The organism is Halonotius sp. GCM10025705, from assembly GCF_042662885.1.
GTDB lineage: Archaea > Halobacteriota > Halobacteria > Halobacteriales > Haloferacaceae > Halonotius > Halonotius aquaticus.
In genome coordinates this window covers 602,258-623,640 of sequence record NZ_JBHSZD010000001.1, presented here as the reverse complement: position 1 = coordinate 623,640, position 21,383 = coordinate 602,258, and the positions used below count along the sequence as shown (strand labels likewise).

Annotated in this window: 22 protein-coding genes and 1 pseudogene; 11 read left to right on the top strand and 12 right to left on the bottom strand. The window is 64.3% G+C overall.

Annotated features, from left to right (window positions below; translation table 11 throughout):
* Positions 1-21 precede the first annotated feature (21 nt).
* Complete coding sequence (locus ACFQJB_RS03510; RefSeq protein ID WP_379724022.1) at positions 22-1,350, bottom strand: dihydroorotase; 1,329 nt, start codon at positions 1,348-1,350, stop codon at positions 22-24.
* 235 nt (positions 1,351-1,585) lie between these two features.
* On the opposite strand from ACFQJB_RS03510, the gene ACFQJB_RS03505 reads away from it, so the two are divergent.
* Complete coding sequence (locus ACFQJB_RS03505; protein ID WP_379724019.1) at positions 1,586-3,808, top strand: CDC48 family AAA ATPase; 2,223 nt, start codon at positions 1,586-1,588, stop codon at positions 3,806-3,808.
* Positions 3,809-3,943: 135 nt separating this feature from the next.
* On the opposite strand, the gene ACFQJB_RS03500 is transcribed toward ACFQJB_RS03505, so the two are convergent.
* From ACFQJB_RS03500 to ACFQJB_RS03485, 4 genes are all read right to left on the bottom strand, one after another.
* On the bottom strand, positions 3,944-4,390 hold the full coding sequence (locus tag ACFQJB_RS03500; protein WP_379724016.1) for a DUF7313 family protein: 447 nt from the start codon (positions 4,388-4,390) through the stop codon (positions 3,944-3,946).
* A gap of 2 nt (positions 4,391-4,392) precedes the next feature.
* The gene (locus tag ACFQJB_RS03495; RefSeq protein ID WP_379724013.1) at positions 4,393-5,142 is read right to left on the bottom strand and encodes an ATP-NAD kinase; all 750 of its coding nucleotides are present in this window, start codon (positions 5,140-5,142) and stop codon (positions 4,393-4,395) included.
* A gap of 88 nt (positions 5,143-5,230) precedes the next feature.
* Positions 5,231-5,854: a DUF420 domain-containing protein gene (locus tag ACFQJB_RS03490; protein ID WP_379724010.1), complete on the bottom strand. Its 624-nt coding sequence runs from the start codon at positions 5,852-5,854 to the stop codon at positions 5,231-5,233.
* 105 nt (positions 5,855-5,959) lie between these two features.
* Positions 5,960-7,015: an NAD(P)-dependent glycerol-1-phosphate dehydrogenase gene (locus tag ACFQJB_RS03485; RefSeq protein ID WP_379724007.1), complete on the bottom strand. Its 1,056-nt coding sequence runs from the start codon at positions 7,013-7,015 to the stop codon at positions 5,960-5,962.
* Positions 7,016-7,100: 85 nt separating this feature from the next.
* Here ACFQJB_RS03485 and ACFQJB_RS03480 point away from each other — a divergent pair.
* The 4 genes and pseudogenes from ACFQJB_RS03480 to ACFQJB_RS03465 all read left to right on the top strand — a co-directional run bounded on the left by ACFQJB_RS03480 (position 7,101) and on the right by ACFQJB_RS03465 (position 10,321).
* Positions 7,101-8,524 (top strand): annotated as a pseudogene (locus ACFQJB_RS03480) (APC family permease).
* Complete coding sequence (locus tag ACFQJB_RS03475) at positions 8,524-9,228, top strand: universal stress protein (protein WP_379724004.1); 705 nt, start codon at positions 8,524-8,526, stop codon at positions 9,226-9,228. The pseudogene ACFQJB_RS03480 and the gene ACFQJB_RS03475 overlap by 1 nt, the downstream one beginning before the upstream one ends.
* Before the next feature lie 134 nt (positions 9,229-9,362).
* Complete coding sequence (locus ACFQJB_RS03470) at positions 9,363-10,091, top strand: DUF7537 family lipoprotein (RefSeq protein ID WP_379724001.1); 729 nt, start codon at positions 9,363-9,365, stop codon at positions 10,089-10,091.
* Between the two features lie 83 nt (positions 10,092-10,174).
* Positions 10,175-10,321: a hypothetical protein gene (locus tag ACFQJB_RS03465; RefSeq protein ID WP_379723998.1), complete on the top strand. Its 147-nt coding sequence runs from the start codon at positions 10,175-10,177 to the stop codon at positions 10,319-10,321.
* Positions 10,322-10,371: 50 nt separating this feature from the next.
* Here the strand turns inward: ACFQJB_RS03465 and ACFQJB_RS03460 are convergent, their stop codons facing one another.
* Together ACFQJB_RS03460 and ACFQJB_RS03455 are read right to left on the bottom strand one after the other, a co-directional pair.
* The gene (locus tag ACFQJB_RS03460; RefSeq protein WP_379723995.1) at positions 10,372-11,046 is read right to left on the bottom strand and encodes a metal-dependent transcriptional regulator; all 675 of its coding nucleotides are present in this window, start codon (positions 11,044-11,046) and stop codon (positions 10,372-10,374) included.
* 56 nt (positions 11,047-11,102) lie between these two features.
* Positions 11,103-12,332 (bottom strand): threonine synthase, encoded by a 1,230-nt coding sequence (locus tag ACFQJB_RS03455; RefSeq protein ID WP_379723992.1) that lies wholly within the window; start codon positions 12,330-12,332, stop codon positions 11,103-11,105.
* Positions 12,333-12,435: 103 nt separating this feature from the next.
* On the opposite strand from ACFQJB_RS03455, the gene ACFQJB_RS03450 reads away from it, so the two are divergent.
* Together ACFQJB_RS03450 and ACFQJB_RS03445 are read left to right on the top strand one after the other, a co-directional pair.
* A complete protein-coding gene (locus ACFQJB_RS03450; protein WP_379723989.1) occupies positions 12,436-13,428 on the top strand; it encodes an alpha/beta fold hydrolase in 993 nt (330 codons plus the stop codon).
* 66 nt (positions 13,429-13,494) lie between these two features.
* A complete protein-coding gene (locus ACFQJB_RS03445) occupies positions 13,495-14,766 on the top strand; it encodes an NAD(P)/FAD-dependent oxidoreductase (protein ID WP_379723986.1) in 1,272 nt (423 codons plus the stop codon).
* 7 nt (positions 14,767-14,773) lie between these two features.
* On the opposite strand, the gene ACFQJB_RS03440 is transcribed toward ACFQJB_RS03445, so the two are convergent.
* Positions 14,774-15,487 carry a metallophosphoesterase gene (locus ACFQJB_RS03440; protein WP_379723983.1) on the bottom strand — a complete coding sequence of 238 codons (714 nt, stop codon included), beginning with the start codon at positions 15,485-15,487 and terminating at the stop codon, positions 14,774-14,776.
* A gap of 83 nt (positions 15,488-15,570) precedes the next feature.
* Here ACFQJB_RS03440 and ACFQJB_RS03435 point away from each other — a divergent pair, with 83 nt between their 5' ends.
* Entirely contained in the window at positions 15,571-16,350 is a 780-nt protein-coding gene (locus ACFQJB_RS03435; protein WP_379723980.1) for a MarR family transcriptional regulator, read from the top strand.
* A gap of 22 nt (positions 16,351-16,372) precedes the next feature.
* On the opposite strand, the gene ACFQJB_RS03430 is transcribed toward ACFQJB_RS03435, so the two are convergent.
* A complete protein-coding gene (locus ACFQJB_RS03430) occupies positions 16,373-16,987 on the bottom strand; it encodes a J domain-containing protein (RefSeq protein ID WP_379723977.1) in 615 nt (204 codons plus the stop codon).
* A 46-nt stretch (positions 16,988-17,033) separates the two neighbouring features.
* Positions 17,034-17,291 (bottom strand): MTH865 family protein, encoded by a 258-nt coding sequence (locus tag ACFQJB_RS03425; RefSeq protein ID WP_120100520.1) that lies wholly within the window; start codon positions 17,289-17,291, stop codon positions 17,034-17,036.
* A 123-nt stretch (positions 17,292-17,414) separates the two neighbouring features.
* On the opposite strand from ACFQJB_RS03425, the gene ACFQJB_RS03420 reads away from it, so the two are divergent.
* Entirely contained in the window at positions 17,415-18,050 is a 636-nt protein-coding gene (locus ACFQJB_RS03420; RefSeq protein ID WP_379723974.1) for a halocyanin domain-containing protein, read from the top strand.
* On the opposite strand, the gene ACFQJB_RS03415 is transcribed toward ACFQJB_RS03420, so the two are convergent.
* The gene (locus tag ACFQJB_RS03415; protein ID WP_379723971.1) at positions 18,051-19,124 is read right to left on the bottom strand and encodes a glycosyltransferase; all 1,074 of its coding nucleotides are present in this window, start codon (positions 19,122-19,124) and stop codon (positions 18,051-18,053) included.
* Positions 19,125-19,329: 205 nt separating this feature from the next.
* Positions 19,330-19,560 carry a hypothetical protein gene (locus ACFQJB_RS03410; RefSeq protein WP_379723968.1) on the bottom strand — a complete coding sequence of 77 codons (231 nt, stop codon included), beginning with the start codon at positions 19,558-19,560 and terminating at the stop codon, positions 19,330-19,332.
* 107 nt (positions 19,561-19,667) lie between these two features.
* Here ACFQJB_RS03410 and ACFQJB_RS03405 point away from each other — a divergent pair, with 107 nt between their 5' ends.
* Complete coding sequence (locus ACFQJB_RS03405; protein ID WP_379723966.1) at positions 19,668-20,084, top strand: cobalamin B12-binding domain-containing protein; 417 nt, start codon at positions 19,668-19,670, stop codon at positions 20,082-20,084.
* 88 nt (positions 20,085-20,172) lie between these two features.
* Entirely contained in the window at positions 20,173-21,351 is a 1,179-nt protein-coding gene (gene meaB / locus ACFQJB_RS03400) for a methylmalonyl Co-A mutase-associated GTPase MeaB (protein ID WP_379727944.1), read from the top strand.
* Positions 21,352-21,383 lie beyond the last annotated feature (32 nt).

Here is a 21,383-nt window from a genome sequence, read left to right as displayed (position 1 = left end):
CGGCTGGTGGAACGCGACCCCTCAGGTGCGGACGTTTTCGCCGTCGACGTCGCCAAACTGCTCATCATCATCGCTGCGGTCACGTCCATCGGCCGGCGTGCGCTCATAGACGACCTGGCCGCGAACCATCGTGAGTTCCGGGAAGACGCCTTGCCGACCCGCAAACGGCGTCCACCCGCATTTGCTGTGAGTGTCATCGCCGCGGATCGCTCGGGGGTCGTCAGGGTCGACGAGGACGAGATCAGCGTCGTAGCCGGGGGCGATCCGCCCCTTCGATTCCAGATCGAAGATCTCGGCCGGGTTGTGAGCGACGAGGTCGACGACGCGCTCGTAGCTGAACTCTCCTTGGCGAGCCGATTCTAACAGCAGCGGCAGCATCGTCTCGACGCCGGGGACGCCGCTGGGGGCGTCCCACAGGCCAGCATCCTTCTCCTCGCGTGTGTGCGGCGCGTGATCGGTTGCAACGATGTCGACGGTGCCGTCGGCGACGCGTTCAAAGACGGCTTGGCGGCGATCCTCGCTCCGGAGCGGCGGGTTCATGCGGCCGTGGGTGCCGAGCTCGTCGAGATCCGCACGGGAGAGATAGAGATGATGTGGACAGACCTCACAGGTCGCGCCGCCGTCGACGGCGGCATCGATCCCCTCCGGCGTCGACGTATGGGCGATGTGGAGATCTGCACCCGTTTCCTGGCCGACTTCGGTTGCGTACTCGACGGCCGCTGCCTCAGCCTCGGCTGTGCGGTAGGTGCTCCAGAGATCGGCATTGGCCGCCCGGCCCGGCCCGCCGGCGTCGGCGTCGCGGGCGGCAGTGTCGAAGAGGGTTTCGTCCTCGGCGTGGACGGTGACCGTTACCCCCTCGTCGACGGCTCGGTCGACGGCGTCAGCGAAATCATCGGGAGCGACACCCATGTCGCCGGTCGAATCCGCGAGGAAGACTTCACCGAGCGCGCAGAGTGGGCGGTCGAACAGCGAGTCAGGCTCCCAGTCGCCGGTGACGCCGCCGTTGATCCCATAATCGATACAGGCCTGCTCGGCGGCTGCAGCCTTAGTGTCGAAGCTCTCGCCGGTCGTCGTCGGTGGCGACGTGTTCGGCATGTCGATGACGGTTGTGACGCCACCAGCAGCCGCACTCCGGGTGCCGGTTGTCCACGTTTCCTTGTGTGGGTATCCGGGTTCGCGGAAGTGAACGTGGGCGTCGATTGCGCCCGGCAAAAGCAGGTTGCCGGCGGCGTCGATCACCGACTCGTCGGGTGCTGGATCAAGCTCAGGCTCGACCGCAGCGATCTGTTCGCCGTCGATGCGGCAGTCGACGGTGTGACCATCGACGAGTTCGGCGTTCGTGAGGAGCATGCTGTGGGCTGTGGGTGGCAGGCTCCTAAGTGTCGCGGATGGCGTGGTCGCAATACGGCCGCAGCCGGTAGGGATTTGTGTGCGGAGCCACTCGTTTGGTATACTGTGACACGACACGACGCACGGGCGACCGGCAGGCCGCAAGCCGGGACGGCGATTCGTGGGCGAACCCCCGGGTAGCAACACACTTATCCGCCGACCGGACTGACGAGTTGGTAATTACTGAGAGACAATCATGAACGAAGTGCAACTTGAAGTGGCGAAGGCGTACCCGAACGATTCGGGTCGCGGGATCGCCCGTCTTGACCCCGATACACTGCTGCATCTCAAGCTCTCGCCGGGCGACATCATCGAGATCGAGGGCGCGGAAACGACCGCCGCGAAGGTCTGGCGCGCCGACCGCCAAGACTGGAACACCGACACCGTCCGCATCGACGGCTTTACGCGGCAGAACGCGGACGTCGGCATCGGCGAACGCGTCTCGATCCGCAAGGCCGAGGCCGAAAAGGCCGAAAAGCTCGTCCTCGCTCCGCCCGAGGAGGCCAGCGTCCAGTTCGGCAGCGACGCCGCTGGGATGGTCAAACGGCAGATCTTGAAGCGGCCGGTTGTCGAACGCGACATCGTCCCGGTGATGTCCTCAACGAACCACCCCTTCATGCGCTCGCCAGGACAGGCGATCCCGCTGATCGCCGTCGAAACCGAGCCCGAGGGCGTCTGTCTCATCACCGAAGACACCGACGTGGAACTTCGCGAGGAGCCCATCTCGGGTTTCGAGAAGACCGGCGGCGGGATCACCTACGAGGATATCGGCGGCCTCGAAAACGAGATCCAGCGCGTCCGCGAGATGGTCGAGTTGCCGATGAAACACCCCCAGATCTTCAAGAAACTCGGCATCGAGCCACCGCAGGGGGTGCTGTTACACGGGCCACCCGGCACCGGGAAAACCTTACTCGCCAAGGCTGTCGCCAACGAGACCTCCGCGAGTTTCTTCTCTATCGCCGGCCCGGAGATCATCTCGAAGTACTACGGGGAGAGCGAGCAGCAACTCAGGGAGATCTTCGAAGACGCCAAAGACGAGTCGCCATCGATCATCTTCATCGACGAACTCGACTCCATCGCACCGAAACGCGAGGACGTGACCGGCGAGGTCGAACGGCGCGTCGTCGCCCAACTGCTGACGATGATGGACGGGCTGGAGGCTCGCGGACAAGTCGTCGTCATCGCTGCGACCAACCGTGTCGACAGCGTCGATCCCGCGTTGCGTCGACCGGGGCGGTTTGATCGAGAGATCGAGATCGGCGTCCCCGACGAAGTTGGCCGCAAGGAGATCCTCCAGATCCACACCCGTGGGATGCCGCTGTCCGACGATGTGTCGCTGGGCCACCTTGCTGGCGAAACGCATGGCTTCGTCGGTGCCGACATCCAGAGTCTAACCAAGGAGGCGGCGATGAAGGCACTCCGGCGATACCTCCCAGAGATCGATCTCGACGAGGAGGATATCCCGCCAAGTTTGATCGATCGAATGATCGTCAAACGCGAGGACTTCCGGGGCGCACTCAACGAGGTCGAACCCTCGGCGATGCGGGAGGTACTCGTCGAGTTACCCAAGATCACCTGGGACGATGTCGGCGGGCTCGAATCACCACAACAACAGGTCAAAGAGGCCGTTGAGTGGCCGCTGACAAGCCCCGAAAAGTTCGAACGGATGGGCGTCGAGGCTCCGAAAGGCATCCTGTTGTACGGCCCACCCGGCACTGGCAAGACGTTGATGGCGAAAGCCGTCGCCAGCGAGACCAACGCCAACTTCATCTCGGTGCGGGGGCCACAACTGCTCTCGAAGTGGGTCGGGGAATCCGAGAAAGCGATCCGCCAGACGTTCCGGAAGGCCCGGCAGGTCAACCCGACGATCATCTTCTTCGATGAGCTCGACAGCCTCGCCCCTGCCCGCGGCCAAGACATGGGCAACAACGTCTCGGAACGGGTTGTCAACCAACTGTTGACCGAACTCGACGGGCTCGAAGAGATGGGCGATGTGATGGTCATCGGCGCGACCAACCGCCCGGATATGATCGACCCTGCCTTACTCCGGTCGGGGCGGTTCGATCGCTTGGTGAAGATCGGCCAACCCGACGAGGAAGGCCGCGAGCAGATCCTCAAGATCCACACCGACGACACGCCGCTGTCGCCCGATGTCAGCCTCCGTGAGATCGCTGAGATCACTGACGGCTACGTCGGCTCGGATCTGGAGTCGATCGCCCGCGAGAGCGCGATCGAAGCCCTTCGGGATGACGACGACGCGACGGAAGTCGAGATGCAGCACTTCCGACAGGCGCTTGAATCGGTGCGCCCGACCGTCACCGACGAGATCGAGGCCTACTACGAGGATGTCGAAGAGCAGTTCCGCGGCGGCGGCGACCAACTCGGCGACCGTCGGGGCGGCCGCGTCGGCTTCCAGTAAGGCTGGGCGTCGACACCGCTGTCTTTTGAGCAGCTCATATCGATGTTTTGAACCGGGGAACTACCGAATCAGCATCAGCGACTGTCGATCGAGCACACACCGGTGGAACCGACGCCGCGGTGGTGGGCCGGTTCGTTACGCCAACAGGGCGTCGAGCACCGGCTGATAGAGGAACGGGAGTGCGTAGTAGGCGGCGTACACCAACACGAGCAGTGAGATCGCAAAGCCCGCTTTCGGGCGTTCGAACGTCATATCGTTGCGGGCTTCGACCGCTCTGGACTCGTACTCGAAGAAGTCGGTGATGAACACGCCGATCACCGGCAGCATGAGGATCATGCCGCTGGTCGGTCGGTACACGGTAAACAGCAGCCCAAGGATGACCAGCCCGGTGGTGGTGAACACGTGTGGCGGATAGCGACTGAGCCCGTCGTCGCCGGTTTGCTCAACCTGTTGTTTCTGCGTGCGGTGGCTCATCAGTCGGGTGACGATGTTGCCGACCGCAAGGGTGAGGATGGCAATCGGGAGCATCGGCCCGACCGTCTCGATCCAGCCGAGGGGAACGAGAAACTGTAGTGGGTACATACCTAGTCCTGTGGCGACGACTCATTAGAGTTTTTCCAATTGCGCCCGCGCTCATCGAGCCGGCGACGATCAACAACGGTGATCGATCCCGCAACCGAGACGGAAACCGTGAGGTCGGCACCGCCACTGGCGACCGCGCGACCGTCGGCGAGGACGCTCACAGCGTCGTCGCGCTCAACCCGGAGCGTCAGCGGCGGGCTGACAACCCACTGATCGGCCGTCATCGCAAACGGGGCGATGGGAACGACCGCGAGGCCGGTGTCGGGTGCGAGCCGCGGCCCGCCGGCAGCCCGGCTGTAGGTGGCCGTTCCCAGCGGCGTGGCGACGACGACGCCGTCGGCGCGAAACGTCGTCAGCGTCGTCTCCTCGGTCACCGCTCGGTACTCCGAGATCCGGGCTGGATCGGTCGTCACGATCGCACAGTCCCGAACAGCACGCGTTGCCGTGTCACCAGTCTGTACTGACAGCACCCGGCGGGTCGTCGTTGGCACTGTCGTCGCCGCGTGGGCCGCGAGGTGTGCAAGCAGGGTCGAGCGATCGGTTGGCGTGTCATCGCTGTCGCTCGCTGGCAGCAAGAGCAACGGTCGATCAGGCTCGCTGTCGACAGCCGCTCGGAGGGCAGCGTCGCCGACGGCGAGGAGCACGTCGGCGGCCGCCGGATCGACAAGGCTGAGTTCGTCGATCGCCGCGACCGTCTCGCGCAACTGCGTGGCCACCGCATCGGCCGGTGTCTGGGCGACGGCAACGTTCATCGAGATCGCCCCCACGCTACGTGCCGCATGGTCGGAGGCTGCGGCCGCACCGACAAAAGTCCCGCGTCGGCGAAGCCATCGCGTGCCATCAGGCGGCCACGAAGTCGTAGGCGTAGACGTGGTTGAGCAACAGATAGGTGATGACGCCTAACGCCAGCGAGAGAATCCACGTCCCGGCAGCGACCCGGCCGACAGTGCGGTGGGGTGTCTGCGTGCGAAGCTCCTCAGGCGTATGCGTCAGTCCGAGCACGACAGCGTACAAGACGAGTGGCATCGCCAGAATCGACAGCAGGATGTGGATTGCGAGCATAAGCAGGTAAGCCGGATACACCCACTCCCACAGCGGCACCCAACTGTAGGCCGAGTCAAGCACGAACTCTTTGGTGCCGCCGCCGGCGACTTTCGGGAGGTACATACTCAAAAACAGGAGGATGAGGACGAACGCCGAAAGCATCGCGTGGGCATGTTTGCTCACCTCGTCGTTGCGGATCCAGTACCAGCCGGCGGCCAGCGACGTGACCGCAAACGTGTTGACGACCGCAATCGCGTGGGCCAGCAGATTGACCTGTCCAAGGCTCAGTTCCGGAAAGAGGGCCTGTACCGAGGGCACCGCGAACACGCCGACGACTGCCGCGTAGCCGACCACGGCCAAGAGCAGTGTCGTCGCCCGCGGGTGGTCACGAGCCCAGCCGCCGACCATCGGAGTCTCCATACCCCGACTTGGGACGTGTCGGTAATGCGGGTTTCGACTCACTGCGAGCAGCGGCACAGCAACCGCGCGGTACGAGCAGCGGCGAACAGCGATGCGGTGACGGTCTTACTCGCGGTCGATGACGCCGGTCACGGTCGCCGTCTCGACGGCCGCATCGAGGTCGACACCGTTGCCGAGGATCGTATAGCGATCCCGGATTTCGTGAGCCGTCGTCAGCGCCTCCAGCACCTCATCGTCACTAACCCCGAGTTCGTCGGCCGTCGTCGGCGCGTCGATGCTGTCGAGGGCCTGCCGGATCGCCCGCCAGCGGCCGCCGTCGCCGCTATGGAGGTATTCGGTCAAAATCGAGCCGACGCCGACCTGGTGGCCATGCAAGGCTTTGTTCGGCGCGATGCGGTCGAGTTGGTGGGAAAACAGGTGTTCCGCGCCCGAAGCGGGACGGGAGGAGCCCGCGATCGACATGGCGACGCCGGAGGAGACGAGCGCCTTGACGACGATCCACGCGGACTCTTCGAGATTTGGGCGGATCGAGGCGGCATTGTCGACCAACATCTCGGCGGTCATCTCCGAGAGCGCGGCGGCGTACTCGGAGTATTCGACGTTTTTGAGTCTGTGGGCGAGCCGCCAGTCCTGGACGGCGGTGTAGTTCGAGATGATATCGGCACAGCCGGCGGTCGTCAACTCCCACGGCGCGCGGGCGATGACTTCCGTGTCGGCGACGACCGCCAGCGGCGGGTCGGCGGCGATCGAGTGGCGGCTGTCACCCTCCGGGATCGACGAGCGGCCGGAGACGATGCCGTCGTGGCTGGCGGCGGTCGGCACCGAGACGAAGCCGCGGTCGATCTCATCGGCAGCCATCTTGGCGATGTCGATAGGTTTGCCGCCGCCGAGGGCGATCAGATAGCCGGCGTCGACATCGCGGGCGACCTCGACGACGCGCTCGATGGAATCGAAGCTGGCGGATTCAATGGTAACCGTCGTTGGGTCGTCGAGTTGGGCGCGCAGGCGATCGCCCGCGAGTTCGTTCGGCGTCGGGCTGGTGACGACAAGCGGGTCACCGTGGAGATGGAGTTCGGCGACCGCTTGACCAAGCTCCTCGATGACGCCGTGGCCGACGACCACGTTGCGCGGGAGCTTGATCCAAGTCGATTTGTCGAACATACTCGCCCATCGACGGCCCAGCATGAAACCGTTTGGTGTCGCTACGGCCCCAGCTTATTACCGCGCCGGGAGTGAAGCCTTGGCAATGAGTAGCGAACCGACCGGAACCAACATCCAGGGCGAGGCACCCGACGCCGAGCCGGTCGTCGAGACCGACGAGGCAACGATCACCGAAGACGCCGAACTCGAACGCACACTCGGGCTCTCCGGTGGGTTGGCCATCGGCATCGGGACGATGATCGGCGCAGGCATCTTCGTCTTTCCGGGGCTGGCCGGCGCAGAAGTCGGGACGGCGGCTGCAGCCTCCTTCGGCGTCGGCGGGATCATCGCCTTACTGGTCGCGCTACCGACCTCAGAGTTGGCAACGGCGATGCCGAAAAGCGGCGGCGGCTACTACTTCATCTCTCGTGGGTTGGGGACACTCGCGGGGACGATCATCGGCCTCTCGCTGTGGATCGGTCTCGTGTTTGCGACCGCCTTCTATCTGGTCGGCCTGGATTTTACGCACTGGATGGGCTTGCCCTGGTCGGGATTACCGTCGGCGCGAGTCCGGGTATCATCGTCTCCGCGATCGCCGTCATCGCCGGGATCGGCTTTACCGTGTTGAACGTGACCGGCACCGAAAACGCGGCCAAACTCCAAAACGGGATCGTCGCACTGTTGTTGTCAATGCTGGTCGCGTTTCTCGCCTTCGGGATGGCCGACGCCCTCGGCTTCGTCGATGCCGGCACACCGCCGGGCGAGGCGCGAAACGTCTGGGCGATCGGCCCGATTATGTCGGTGGCTGCCCTCGTGTTCACGTCGTATCTCGGCTTCGCACAGGTCGCCACCGTCGCCGGCGAGATGAAATCCCCTGGGCGGAACCTCCCGCTGGCGATGCTCGGCTCGGTGTTGATCGTCACCGCGATGTATGTCATAACGATCTTCGTGGCGACGAGTGTCTTCACACAAGACGCCCTGGCCGCCGCCGGCGAGACCGCGATGGTCGAGATCGGTCGCGCGCTGCTCGGGACGCCAGGCGCGCTCGTGATCATCATCGGCGGGCTGTTGGCGACGATGTCGTCGGCCAACGCCTCGATTCTTAGCACCTCGCGAGCCATCTACGGCGTCTCGAAAGACGCCTTGCTTCCGGGGTGGGCGAGTCGAATCAACCTGAAATATGGAACCCCACACGTCGCCCTTGGACTGGCCGGCGGCCCCGTGGTCGTGTTGGCTGCGACCCGGCAGGTGCAGCTGCTCGCCGAGGTCGCCTCCTTCCTGCATCTGATCATGTACGGATTGATGTGTGTTGCGCTGATCGCCATCCGTCGCGACAGGCCCGAGTGGTACGATCCCGACTTCGTCGTTCCGGGTGGGCCGGTGATCCCAGCGGTCGGCGCGCTGGCGAGTTTCGGCCTGATCGCATTCATGGATCCGCTGTCGATCGGCGTTGGCCTCGGCGTTATCGCGGGAACCGCCGGGTGGTACTTCTATTACGCCCGCGACATTAGCCTCAAAGGAGCGCTATAATGACCCGCGTCCTCGTCCCCGTCGAAGTCTTGGCGGGTAAGACAGTCGCACCGGGGCTGATGGCCTTGCTGGGAACGGTCGATGTGACCGTCCTCGGCTACCATGTCCTGCCCGAACAGACGCCGCCGGATCAGGCGCGCCAGCAGTATGAGGAACGCGCGACCGCCGCGCTGGAAGACCTCAGCGAGGAGTTCCGAGCAGCCGGCGGCGCGGCCGACCACCGGCTGGTGTTCACCCACGACCGCGAGCAGACGGTGACCCGCGTCGCCGATGAGATCGACGCCGAGGCGTTTGCGATCTCCGGGATGACCGGCGATGCCGATTCCCTCCTCGTCTCGCTGTCGGGCGAGGTCGCCGCCGATCGGATCGTTGAGTTCGTGATCGAGTTGATCGGTAACCGCGATATCGCCGTGACACTGTTGCTCGCAACCGACGCCGAGGCGGCGGTCGACGACCGCTTAGAAACGGCTGCGACCCAGCTTCGTGAGGCCGGGATCGACACGAACACGTCGACGGCGACCGGCTCGCCGTTCGATTCGCTGATGGATGCGGCACCGACCCACGACGCGATTGTGATCGGCGAGGCAGCCCCGTCGCTGCGGTCGCTCGTCTTCGGCGATGAAGCCGAACGCGTGGCCGCGTCCTCGGTTGGCCCGGTGTTGGTCGTTCGGCGTGATGATGAGTCTGAGAGTATCGAATCGTAGCCAGCCGACGCAATGCAAATCAACCACCCAGCGGTAGAATCTAATTGAGCGATAGGGAACAATGTGATCCCGATACACTGCTTGCTCCGATATCGAGTCCCAACTGTTTTGAGTGGTTTCCGGTGAGTGTCGGTATGGTCAACCGCGTTCGAGGCCCCCGTTCTGTGATGCTGCTGGCCGTTGTTCTCATACTCGCTGGCTGTACTGGATCACCGACTCCGGAGCAACAGTCGCCGGCTCCCGAAGCGACTGTTGAGAACGTTTCATATCCCTCTGGTTGGTCACAAGAGGGGATCGCGGATATCGGTACTGCAATCCAGACGCATAAGACGACAGTGCAGAACACGTCCCGAACGAGCCGATTGAGCACCGTCGATGACGACAGCAACCGCACGGTAGTGCGAACCTTGGATACCGACGCTGGAGCCGCCTCAATACGATGGACAGACACACTGTTTGGATCCGACGAGCACTACTACTACACCGCTGAGGGCGTCTTCGAGTACGACCGGACGACGGGCGAACTGAGCCGAAATCCCGACGAAAACTGGACTCCCTCTCGCGTCGCCTCACAAGAGGGACTCGAACAACCCCTCGTGGCACTCGAACTGAACGCGACGCGGACGGTCACCGTTGCGGAAACGACGGCTGTCAGGTACCGGGTGACTGGATTCAAAGATCCTGACTCGGTTCCGTTCGATACTGCGTCTGGACAGATTACCGTTTCCGAGGCGGGATTCATCGCAGAGTACAATATCACGAGAGCAAGCGAGGGAAATACCAGGCAAACAAGATACGACCTTTCGGCGGTCGGAACGGCGACGGTGAACCGGCCAGCGTGGCTGCCCGACGGGGAGATGTGAGCGTGACAGCTTTGGGTAAGTCACGTCATCGCTGTCCAGCAATCGAGTCAGATATATCGGCTGTGAATGGGTAGTATCGACGCATGAACGTCGAATTCGAATGCCTTATCTGCGGCGAAACAGCAGTCGCATCGGTCGACGAGGAGGCGATCCCGGACGATGATAAACCAATGGAGACGCTACACGACTGTCCAAACTGTGGGATCGAAACGATCTGGGTCGAAGCCTAACGCACCTCACGTGTTGCCCTGCTGGCAACGCGGTAGCCACCGCTCACCGCTCAGGCCACAGCCTCATCAACCGGCTCAACCCGAATCGACCGCGCGACGGATTCAGGAAGGCTCTGCTCGTCGCCGCTGGCGGTTTCGACGGTGATCATGCCGAACGGCGCGATATCGGTGAGTTCGAGTTCCGTCCCCGGCGTGATGCCGGCCGCTTCGAGATAGGTCAACTCTTCTTCGTCGCGGTCGCTAACGCGGCTGACGACGACGTGATCGCCGGTCTCAAACTCGGTGAGTCGGACAGCATCGTCGCCCTCGATTGGGTCGAGGTCGACACCCGGAATCGGATCGCCGTGGGGGTCGACAGTCGGGTTATCGAGGGCCTCGGCGACGCGGCGTTCGAACTCCTCGGAGATGTGGTGTTCTAAGGCGTCGGCCTCCTCGTGTACCTCGTGCCAGTCGTAGTCAAGCTGCTCAGTGAGATACGTTTCCAGCAGGCGATGGTGGCGGATAACTTCGAGTGCGACAGTTTCGCCCTCCGCGGTCAACTCGACGCCTTTGTACTTCTCGTGGTCGATAAGGTCGTTTTCGGCCAGCGAACTCACCATGCTGGTGACCGTCGGCGGGGTCTTCTCAAGATACTCCGCGATCTCGGAGGTCGACACCGGCGGCCCGCCCTCGGTCTGAAGGACGTAGATCGCCTTCAGGTAGTCCTCCATGGTGTCGCTGAACATACAGGGGCAGCGGTGTCGAGGGCAAATAGCTACCGGGAAGCAGCGACGACCGCGGGCTATCCACCGGGGCCCATCAGATGACTGCGGAGAATATCCGGCGTCTTGGTGCCGGATTCGGTGTTGAGCAACACCACCGTCTCGTCGCCATCGAAGCCGCCATCGTCGGCGTACCGCCACGCGCCAGCCGGGGCCGCGCCGCCGGCCGCGCCCATCTCGATGACCTCGTTGCTGGCGACGGCGACCGCCGATTCGAGGATCTCATCGTCGTCGACGGTGACAGCTGCTCCGTTGAGTCGCTCCAAGGCGGCGACAGCCTGCTCGCCGCCGGCCGGATCAGGCACCTCCAGTTCGCCGACGATCGTATCCGGGACAGCCCACGGCTCGGGTGCGCTCGCGCCGCTGTCGACCGCGGTGGCGATCGGTGCACACCCCGTCGGCTGTACCGCCACCAAGGTTGGCGTCTCATCAGCAACGCCAATCGTGACCAACTCCTCGAAGCCAGCGGCAACGCCAACAACCACCTCGCCGGTGCTTGCCGGGACGAAAACGACATCCGGAACCGCGCCGAGATCCGCATACAGCTCGAAGGCCAGGGTCTTCGCGCCCTCCTGTCGGTACGGCGTGGTGAACTCCTGCAGCGAGTAGTAGTCGCCAGCCAACTGCTCGTCGACAGCGTCGGCGGCATCCGAGTACCGCCCACCGACGACCTGCATCTCCCCGCCGTGGACGTTGATCATCGCCTTGTTCGAAAACGCTGACCGCGAGGGGACAAACGCGTAGCTCCGAACGCCGAGGCGACCCAGATACGCCGCTGCCGATTGCCCGCTGTTGCCGGTTGTCGCCACTGCGGCCGGTTCGACAGCCTCGGGAGAGCCTCTGGCTGCGATCGCGGTCGCCGCGATACTCATGCCGCGATCATAGATCGTTCCTGTTGGATTCCGGCTCTCGTCTTTGATGTAGACGCTGTCGACGCTGAGTTCGTCGGCCAGCCGATCGGCGGCGACCAGCGGCGTCGCCCCCTCGCCGGCGGTGACGGCGTCGGCGGCGTCGAACGGCAACAAGGCGTCATACTGCCACTGTCCGCGTGCGGACTGGCTGCCGGTGGCCGCGTCGGTGCCGCGGGGAGGTGCGCCGCGGTCGAACAGCGCGGCAGCGTCGACCGCGTCGTAGTCGTAGGCGACGGTGCAGGCAGTGCCACAGGTCGGACAGCCCTGATCGGCATCGAGCGGGTGGATCGTCTCGCAGTCCGGACACCGTAGGCCCTGAACAGCCCCCGTTGGTTCCATACACGGCGTTGGGTACCGACGCCCTAAGCCCTTCCCGTCGCTCGGGGAGCTGTGAGTGACCTGATGGCAAGCTATTATGTGTGCGGCAGCGTAGCCCACAGCGATGGGTTCCCCGCTGTCCCGGCGGCAGACACTCGGGTTGACCGCAACCGCCATCGCCGGCGGCACAGCCGGCTGTCTCGGCGGCGACCCACCCGAGGGAACGATCGATTACTCGGTGCTGGATGCCATCGACTGGGCGAATGCCCCGCCAACAAAGGAGACAACCGCGGGCACCCAAAAGCCGGTGTTCCGGGAGTATCTGGCTGACGGCGATCCAGACACCGTGTTGATCCTGTATCATAACGCGACCCTCGATAGCCGGATGCTCACTCCGCTGGCCACGGCGATTGCCGAGACAGGGGTTGCCCACGTCATCACCCCCGATATTCGGGGCCACGGGCCCAACCCGATTCGCCGTGGTGACAGCGAGTATGTGGGGCAACTCAGCGACGATCTTGAAGCGGTTATCGCCACCGCAAACAGCCTCCAGCGGCCGACGCCACTCGATGAGTTCGACACAGTGATCATCGGCGGCCACGGTGCCGGCGGCGGATTTGCGGCCCGGATCGGCGCGGATCCACTCGGCGACAGCCTCGCCGACGCCTATCTGTTTTTGGCACCGCATCTTGGGCGACTGCTCACTCCGACGAGCCGACGCGCCTTCGGCGGCTGGCAGCAGTTCAACGTTCAGTCGGCCCTGGTAGCTGGGCTGTTCAACGGCCTCGGTGTTGGCCTCTACAATGACACCGAGGTCGTCAGCTACAACATGCCTGAGAGCGCCCGCTATGGAGCTGAGACGCGGTCTTACACGTTCCGGCTGGCAACCGATCTGGTGCCGGATGAGCATACCGTCGTCACCGAGATCGAACAGCCGACACTCACGCTCGTCGGCAGCGACGACGAGGCCGTGATCCCGTCAGCATACGAGTCGTTGCTGGCTGACACCGAGGGGAGTCAGGTATCGATTCTCGACGGCCTCTCGCATCTCGAACTGATGGCCCACCCGAAAACGCTTGAGGCAACGATCGCGTGGATTGAGTCACTCGGTGGGTAGGCCGACACCGCTACAGTCTGACAGGAGTCCGGGTGCTTCTTTGCCCCCGCCACCCCATAGTGCGGTATGAGTCGTTCTGTTGTCGTTATCGGCGGCGGACTCGCGGGGTTGGTCGCCGCCCGCCATCTCGCGGCTGGTGGCGCGGATGTCACGCTGTATGAGGCCGACGAGACGGTGGGGGGCCGCGTCACAACCCACACCGAACGCGGCTATACGTTGGATCGTGGCTTTCAGGTGCTGTTTACCGCCTACCCGGCGGTACAACGAGAACTCGATCTTGCTGCCCTCGACCTCCGGCGGTTTTCGCCGGGCGCAACGATCGCCCGGCCCGGCAGTCGGTCGGTGTTGGCCGATCCACTGGGTGATCCGAGTGCTGCCCTTGCCAGTCTGCTTACTGCTGAGGTCACCACAACCGACAAACTGCGAACGCTCGCGCTCCGACAGGATCTTTCGACACGAGCCTACGACGATCTGCTCCAGCGACCCGACGCATCGATCCGCGAGTGGCTTCGTGAATGGGGGTTTTCCGAGCAGTACAGCAGCAACTTCATCGCGCCGTTCTACGGTGGGATCACGCTGGATCGATCGCTGTCGACCTCCAAGCGCGTCTTCGAGTACACGTTCAAGGCCCTCAGCGACGGCGACAGCGCGGTGCCGGCCGAGGGGATGGCCGCAATCCCGCGGCAACTCGCCGCGGCCGCCGCCGACGCCGGGGCAACAATCCAGACCGGCGAGGCTGTCACAGAACTCAAACAAAAACGCCGGCATGCGGTCGTCGTCACCGACAACGATCGCCGTGCGGTCGACGCCGTCGTCGTGGCAACCGGCGCGCGACAAGCGGCGCGGCTCACCGACTGTGCTGCGATCCCGACCGATGGCGTCGGCTGTGTCACCCAACACTATCGGCTCCCAGCGGCCGACGGTCTCGACACCGGGCGGCGACTGCTGTTGAACGCCGGCGACAGCGCGCCGAATACGGTTGTGCCGATGTCGACGGTCGCCCCCGAGTACGCGCCCGACGACGGGGTGCTGCTGAATGCGACGTTCCTCGGCGACGACGCCGTCGACACCGACAGCCAGCAACTCGCTGCCAAGACCCGCAAGACGCTGTCGGCGTGGTACCCCGACCGGCAGTTCGACGGCCTCGACCCCCTTCGAACCGATCGGATTCCGTTTGCGCAGTTCGCCCAACCGCCCGGGATTCACGAGTCGCTGCCAGATGTGCGTGACGGCGGGCGACGCACCTATCTGGCCGGTGAGTACACCGAGTGGTCGTCGATTCAGGGCGCGATGGAAAGCGGTCGCAAAGCCGCCCGTGCGGTGTTAGAGGATCGCTGAGACGGGGTCACAACAACCGCTGTAACTGCTGGAGTGGCGGAAACCACAGCGTGTCGTCATCTTCGTCATCCCAGACCACCGGCTGTAGCGGGGCCAGCGTCGATACCAGCGGTGACGGCAGATCGCCTGCCCGCCGGTCGCTGATATCGACGCCGCCAGCGAGGGTGGTAAACGCTGGGAGCACCAGTAACTCGCCGCCACGGTAGGCGTCTTTGCCAAACAGATAGCAGGGGCGTTTCACCCCCTCAATCGTGATCGCCGGATGGGCATGGCCGATCACGTAGCGATGCCCACGTTCCTCGGGCGGGGCGTGGCCATGGCAAACAACCGTGCCGTCATCGAGTGTGACCGCGTCAGCAACCGAGCCCGGCCAGCAGTCGGCCAGCCGGCTATCGTGGTTGCCGACAACAGCGAGCGCGTCGACATCGGCGTCGGCACAGTCGGCCCACAGCCCTTCGATGGCGTCGGCAGCAGTCCGTGGCAGCCGATCAAAGCTGTGGAGGAGATCGCCAGCAAAGACGATCGTCGCCGGCTCGAAGCGATCCAGCAGTGTGCGAACGCGCTGGCGGATCGACTCGCCAGCGTCGATCGGAGCCGCAACACGGGAGGCGTCGCCCCGGCCAACATGGAGATCAGCGAGCACCACCGCGTCGGCGGCGTCGAGGTACACCGCCCGGTCGGCGAACCTCAGCGTCTCAGCAGCCGGTGGGCGGACAGCCATACCGACGTGTTGGCGTCGACGGACAAAACCCTCCGGTCGGCGATCCCGTCGGGCTTTTTACCGTGCCACCGAAAGCAACTGGTATGAGCGATGCCCTCGCGGACAAGCGAACGGCCACGCGGTTTCGCGTGCTGGTGGAGATCGCCGACCGCCAGCCGGCGGTGAGCCAAGGCGAGATCGCCGACTCGGTCGGCGTCACCAGCCAAGCTGTCTCCGAGTACATCCGCGAGCTCGTCGACGACGGCCTCGTCCGCAAGGAGGGGCGCTCCCGGTATGCCGTCACCAAGGAGGGCGTCGACTGGCTGTTTCAGGAGGCCAGATCCCTCCAGCGGTTCGCCAATCACGTCACCGACGACGTGTTGGGCAGCGTCCAGGAGGATACCGCGATCGCCACCGACGCGATCGAAGCCGGCCAGCAGGTCACTCTCTCACTGGAAGACGGGTTGCTGCATGCGACCCCCGGCGACGAGGGGCCGGCAACCGGGGTCGCCACGACCGATGCCGACGCCGGCACCGACGTGAGTGTCACCTCATTTGAGGGGATCATCGAGATGACGACCGGCACGGTCACGGTTGCGCAGGTGCCGCCGGCTCGTGATGGCGGCAGCCGCGAGGCCGATATCGACGCGTTGGCCGACCACTGTGAGACCGCCGATCAGTGTCTGGCAGCCGATGTCGAGGGCGTCGTCTCACTCCGGGAGGCGGGCTACGAGCCAGCGGTGACGGTTGCTGCCGGCGAGGTCGCCGCCGCGGCGGCCGCTGTCGGGATGGCTGTTGTCGTCGCCGCCTCAACCGACACAGTTGGTCGTGTCACCGACGCGCTCCGCGATGGCGACACGGATTATGACGTCACAACGCTGTAAGTGAAGCTATCGTCGCGACCGCTCAGGCGGTGCCCTCGGCGTGATCTTTCGCGGTCGCGTAGGCTTCTTGAAGCTGTTTGAACTCCTCGCTGCTGCCGCCGCGATCGGGGTGGGTTTCTTTGGCTCGCGAGCGGTAGGCATCCCGGACTTCAGTGGCGGTGGCGTCAGGCGAGATCCCCAGCTGCTCGTAGGCGCGATCCACCGGGTCGTTGCTGGTCGGTGGGGGACGGACATCATCCGGAATCTCAAAGGGCAGTCGGCGGCCGAGGTTGGCCGCGGGCATCTCAGCCTCACAGAGAATAACGTGTGTCGTGGTCTCCTCAAGTCCAAAGAGGACGCGTGGATCGAAGGTAAGCCCGACATCTCGATCCGGCAGATAGAACTCCAGGCTGTGGCCGGCGCGGTCGTGGGCTTCAAGATACGGTTCGTCGATCGCCGTCAGATACTCTCGGAATTCGGCACGCCGCCGCTCCGTGCCGCTGGTGTACTGGGTGCGGTCGTGGTGGCCGTGATCTGTGGCAGGAAACAGTCGATCGCCAACATAGAAGAGGGCGGCGACGATCGCGGAGGCAACCAGTCCCAAGAGGAGCCCAAAGACGACCCACGCCGGCAGCGTGGCCTGCAGCACGGATAACACACCTGTCGTTTGCGCTCCAGAATAAAGAACGTCTCGCCCCTGTCGCTCAGATCACGCCTTCGTCTTTCAGGCCCGCGATCGCGTCGTCGACGAGTGACTCAACATCCTCGTAGGGGAACTCCTGGTGGCCGCTGAGCTCCGAGGCAAGTTCCATTGCGGTGAGCGTTCGTTCTCCGGCGGTGAACGTTGTCCCCGGGCCGTTGGGGAGTGCGGGTACCAGATCCATCTGGCCGGTGATCGGGTAGTCGGCTCCGGCGAAGGCCTCGGTGAACTGCTCGCGGAGTTCGGCTTCAACTGATGACATGGGCGAATGTGTCGGGATCGGCAGTAAAAGCGTTCCGAAACGGGTGACAAGCGGGCGGGCTCACCGGTGGGTGGGCGAGTGCGAACCAACATATTCACTACACCCGATCACGAAGGGCGAGATATGAGCGACAACGACGCGGTCTCGCGGCGGGGGCTGCTTCGAACAGCGGCCGGCGGCGTCGCCGCGGCGGGAGCCGCAACGGCCACGGCAGGTACCGCGGCTGGGCAGTCGGAGATGGCTGATTTCGGGAGCCACCTACAGGGCGTCGACGGCGGCACCGAAGACCTGCGCGGAAACGACGAGGTCACCGTCCAGGTCGGTGCCAGCGGCAACGGCGGCAATCTCGCCTTCAGCCCAGCCGGCATCTGGATCGACCCAGGAACGACCGTCATCTGGGAGTGGACCGGCGAAGGTGGCGGCCACAACGTTGAAGCGATCGACGGCCCCGCCAGCTTCAGCAGCGAAACGGTCGGCGAATCCGGCTTCACCTTCGAGTTCACCTTCACCGAGGAACACGCCGGGATCACCAACTACCGATGTAGCCCCCACGAATCGCTTGGAATGCTCGGGGCGGTCGCCGTCGGCGGCGACGTGCCGACAGTCGAGACTGGCGGCGGTGGCGGCGGTGGCGGCGCCCCACAGATCCCGGATTCGGCCAAAACACTCGGGTTGGCGACGTTCGTGGCGATGGTCTCGACGCTCTCGTTTGCCTTCTTCTTCCTCAAATACGGCGGCGACTACGAGGACGCGGCCTGATCACAACAGGCCGTAGTTGTCGATCGCCTGCCGGTAGCAGGTGAGATACCGCTCGACGATATTGCTGTAATCGTAGCGTTCGTACGCTGGATCGATGGTTCGGTGTTCAAGCGCGCTTGCGGCGACGATCTCATCAGCAAACTCCTGTGGCGTCGAGACGAGTTCGCCGCGGGTTTCTGCAAGCCGGGATTTCTCCTCAATCAACTCGTGGGCCGCCGAATCGGTCTGATACTCCGCGATGCCGACACAGCCACAGGCCAACCCCCACAGCAGGTTCGTCGCAAACGGCTCTTGTTCGGCGGTCTGGGCGAAAACGTGGGCCCCTTTCAACACGGCGACGCGCTGTTCGTCGCCCAACTCGCCGAGAAATGAGACCCGATCGCGGATGCGGAGGTCGCGGGCTGTCCGCTCGATATCCGACGCCGCGTCCCCGTTGCCGATGATCGCCGCCGACCAGTCACGGTCGCGGAGCTCGGCCAACGCGAGCAGAAACGTCTCGGCGTTGGCGTGTGAATCCAGCTGGCGACTGTAGACCAGATCGAATTCGTCGTTGACGGGGGCAGATTCGATCAACGAGAAGTCCAGTCCTTCTGGGATGACGCTGACCGCCGACTCGGCGGCCCCGTACTCACGGACGACCGTTTCAACCGTTTGGGAGGGGGCGATGAGCCGGTCGGCGTTGCTGGCGACGCTCCGGCAGTCACTGTCGCTGTCGTCGTCACCGATCGCCCACCAGTCGACAACCAACGGCACCCGCAGTAGTCGGCACACTGCTTTGGCGGCGCGGGCGTGTCGAGCCGGCGTGTTCGGCATGTGGACGACATCCGGGTCGACCCGTCGAATGGCCAACGGGAGTTTGGCGACAAAGCGGTTCGTCGAGAACTCGCCGTCGACCGCGCGGTAGGAAATACCGTCCTGCTCGAAGGTTGGGTGGTCGCCGTCCCACCAGCGGCTACAAAGCACCACAACCTCGTGGTCAGTATGGCTGAGCAGGCGAATCAGTCGCGTTCGTCGGCGAATCGCAGGGGTGTCGCGGGTGTGGTGGGTATGCATCGAGACGAACGCGACACGCATACCTGAAGCGTGCCACCCGTTCATTAAAAACCCACGCGAAACGTGCCCGATCGACCCCAGGCGTCGGTCGCTACCCACGCACCCGACCGGTTAGCTGTCACTCCTTGTGTGATATGTCGTGTCTGTGGTTCGTTGGTGTCAGAACCACCTGCAGAAGTGTTCGTCGCAGGCTACGATGCCTGCCGTGGACGGTTGGAGCGGCGATTCAGTGCGTTCGATCGGTTGATGGAACCGGCTGCATGTCCGGCCCCGAAAGCCGGCTGAGGCCAACAAGCAGCGAGAGTGTCATTACAACCAACAGTGCAGCCAAGGCGAGCGCAAACGTCGTCACACCGAGGGTGACGAGTGCAGCGGCACCAGCCATCTCACCGCCGATGGTGGTGAGGAGGGCCGCGATGGCGAGTCCGAGGAGTCGATCTTCCAGTTTCGTGGTCATACCTCCCCTTGGGGCTGGAAGGTGATAAGCCGCGCCCGACACCTGCGGTCGTGTCTCACACCCGCATGGCCGGTAGAATCAAACCGTTCTCGCCCAAACCCACAGCTATGAGCGCGGAATCGACACAGCGGGCGATCCGGTGTCTGATCGCCAAGGTTGGCCTCGATGGCCACGACCGCGGCGCGCAGGTCATCGCTCGGGCGTTCCGGGATGCTGGCTTCGAGGTGGTGTACTCCGGGCTCCACCGCGCGCCCGAGGAGATCGTCCAGGCTGCCGTCCAAGAGGACGTGGATGTTCTTGGCATCTCGATCCTCTCAGGGGCCCACAACACGCTGATCCCGAAGATCATCGACGGCCTGGAATCCTACGGCGCGCTTGATGACACCCTAATCCTTGTTGGTGGCATCATCCCCGAAGAGGATACGACGACGCTCAAAGAGATGGGCGTCGCCGAGATCTTCGGCCCCGGGACGCCGATGGAAGAGACCGTCGCGTTCGTCCGCGAACACGCCGGAGCGGAGTGACAATGGGCGACGACACCCCCAGACCGCCGACGACGATGGCGACGAGACGACAGACGATGAGCCCACAGCGTCGCTCCCGGATGCGTTGCTGGCGACCCGTCCAGCGGCTCCACGCGAGCAACTATCGGCGACGAATACGGCGTTGCTGGATGACCTCTTGGACGGTGACCAACGCGCGCTCGCACGCGTGCTCACGAAGATCGAAGATCGGACAGCGGGAGCCCGTGACCTCCTGGCCGCGCTGTACACCCACGCCGGCACGACACCGGTACTCGGGATCACCGGCAGTCCCGGCGCGGGCAAATCCACGCTGGTCGACAAACTCACCGACTACTACCGCGAGCGCGGCGAGACTGTCGGCGTGTTAGCGGTCGATCCTGCCTCGCCGTACACCGGCGGGTCGGTGTTGGGCGATCGGATCCGGATGGGGTCGACCGCCGGCGACGAGGGCGTCTTCGTCCGCTCGATGAGCGCGCGCGGCCGCCTCGGTGGGCTCTCGATGGCGACGACCGACGCCGTCACCGCCTTCGAGGCCTTCGGGATGGATCGGATCATCATCGAGACGGTCGGCGCGGGCCAAAACGAGGTCGACATCGTCGAAACCGCCGACACCGTCGCGGTCGTCGTCCAGCCGGGCTCCGGCGATGATGTCCAACTGCTGAAAGCCGGCATCCTTGAGATCGGCGACCTCTTCGTCGTCAACAAGGCAGACATGGACGAGGCCGCTCAGACAGTCGCAGATCTGGAGGCGATGGTACACGGCGCGAAGCCGACTGGTGGAGTTGCTGGTCACCACACCGCCGATATCGGCCCTGTTGGCCACGATAGCGACGATAGCGAGCCCCCGAGTGAGTCCAGCACCACCGACGACAGTGAAGAGCCGACGTCGTGGACACCCACAGTCGTCGAGACGATCGCCACGACGGGTGAGGGAGTTGAGGAGTTCGCCGATGCTGTCGCTGCACACACAACCCACCTTGCTTCGTCAGCCGGAGCGACCAGCCGCCGGCACCAACGGGCGGCAGCAACCCTGCAACGACTCCTCAGGAGTGATCTGAGCGAGATCAGCGAACGCCTGCTGGACGCCAACGGCGGCCTCGATGCGGTGGCCGCGGCCGTCGCAGAACGCGACGTTGACCCATACACGCTCGTCGACCGGCTTGTTGCGCCACTTGATTCGGCCGTCGCATCGGCGACCGTTAACACCGACGCCACAGAGGAGCCACCGGACGCCAACACCAACAGCGACGGCAACACCCCAACCTGAGGTCACAGGAGCCACCCGTGAGGTTCCTAGAG

Excerpts from the sequence above, each read along its gene's own strand:
- ACFQJB_RS03510 (WP_379724022.1), bottom strand. The coding sequence starts at position 1,350 with ATGCTCCTCACGAACGCCGAACTCGTCGATGGTCACACCGTCGACTGC.
- ACFQJB_RS03505 (WP_379724019.1), top strand. The coding sequence starts at position 1,586 with ATGAACGAAGTGCAACTTGAAGTGGCGAAGGCGTACCCGAACGATTCG.
- ACFQJB_RS03500 (WP_379724016.1), bottom strand. The coding sequence starts at position 4,390 with ATGTACCCACTACAGTTTCTCGTTCCCCTCGGCTGGATCGAGACGGTC.
- ACFQJB_RS03495 (WP_379724013.1), bottom strand. The coding sequence starts at position 5,142 with ATGAACGTTGCCGTCGCCCAGACACCGGCCGATGCGGTGGCCACGCAG.
- ACFQJB_RS03490 (WP_379724010.1), bottom strand. The coding sequence starts at position 5,854 with ATGGAGACTCCGATGGTCGGCGGCTGGGCTCGTGACCACCCGCGGGCG.
- ACFQJB_RS03485 (WP_379724007.1), bottom strand. The coding sequence starts at position 7,015 with ATGTTCGACAAATCGACTTGGATCAAGCTCCCGCGCAACGTGGTCGTC.
- ACFQJB_RS03475 (WP_379724004.1), top strand. The coding sequence starts at position 8,524 with ATGACCCGCGTCCTCGTCCCCGTCGAAGTCTTGGCGGGTAAGACAGTC.
- ACFQJB_RS03470 (WP_379724001.1), top strand. The coding sequence starts at position 9,363 with ATGGTCAACCGCGTTCGAGGCCCCCGTTCTGTGATGCTGCTGGCCGTT.
- ACFQJB_RS03465 (WP_379723998.1), top strand. The coding sequence starts at position 10,175 with ATGAACGTCGAATTCGAATGCCTTATCTGCGGCGAAACAGCAGTCGCA.
- ACFQJB_RS03460 (WP_379723995.1), bottom strand. The coding sequence starts at position 11,046 with ATGTTCAGCGACACCATGGAGGACTACCTGAAGGCGATCTACGTCCTT.
- ACFQJB_RS03455 (WP_379723992.1), bottom strand. The coding sequence starts at position 12,332 with ATGGAACCAACGGGGGCTGTTCAGGGCCTACGGTGTCCGGACTGCGAG.
- ACFQJB_RS03450 (WP_379723989.1), top strand. The coding sequence starts at position 12,436 with ATGGGTTCCCCGCTGTCCCGGCGGCAGACACTCGGGTTGACCGCAACC.
- ACFQJB_RS03445 (WP_379723986.1), top strand. The coding sequence starts at position 13,495 with ATGAGTCGTTCTGTTGTCGTTATCGGCGGCGGACTCGCGGGGTTGGTC.
- ACFQJB_RS03440 (WP_379723983.1), bottom strand. The coding sequence starts at position 15,487 with ATGGCTGTCCGCCCACCGGCTGCTGAGACGCTGAGGTTCGCCGACCGG.
- ACFQJB_RS03435 (WP_379723980.1), top strand. The coding sequence starts at position 15,571 with ATGAGCGATGCCCTCGCGGACAAGCGAACGGCCACGCGGTTTCGCGTG.
- ACFQJB_RS03425 (WP_120100520.1), bottom strand. The coding sequence starts at position 17,291 with ATGTCATCAGTTGAAGCCGAACTCCGCGAGCAGTTCACCGAGGCCTTC.
- ACFQJB_RS03420 (WP_379723974.1), top strand. The coding sequence starts at position 17,415 with ATGAGCGACAACGACGCGGTCTCGCGGCGGGGGCTGCTTCGAACAGCG.
- ACFQJB_RS03415 (WP_379723971.1), bottom strand. The coding sequence starts at position 19,124 with ATGCGTGTCGCGTTCGTCTCGATGCATACCCACCACACCCGCGACACC.
- ACFQJB_RS03410 (WP_379723968.1), bottom strand. The coding sequence starts at position 19,560 with ATGACCACGAAACTGGAAGATCGACTCCTCGGACTCGCCATCGCGGCC.
- ACFQJB_RS03405 (WP_379723966.1), top strand. The coding sequence starts at position 19,668 with ATGAGCGCGGAATCGACACAGCGGGCGATCCGGTGTCTGATCGCCAAG.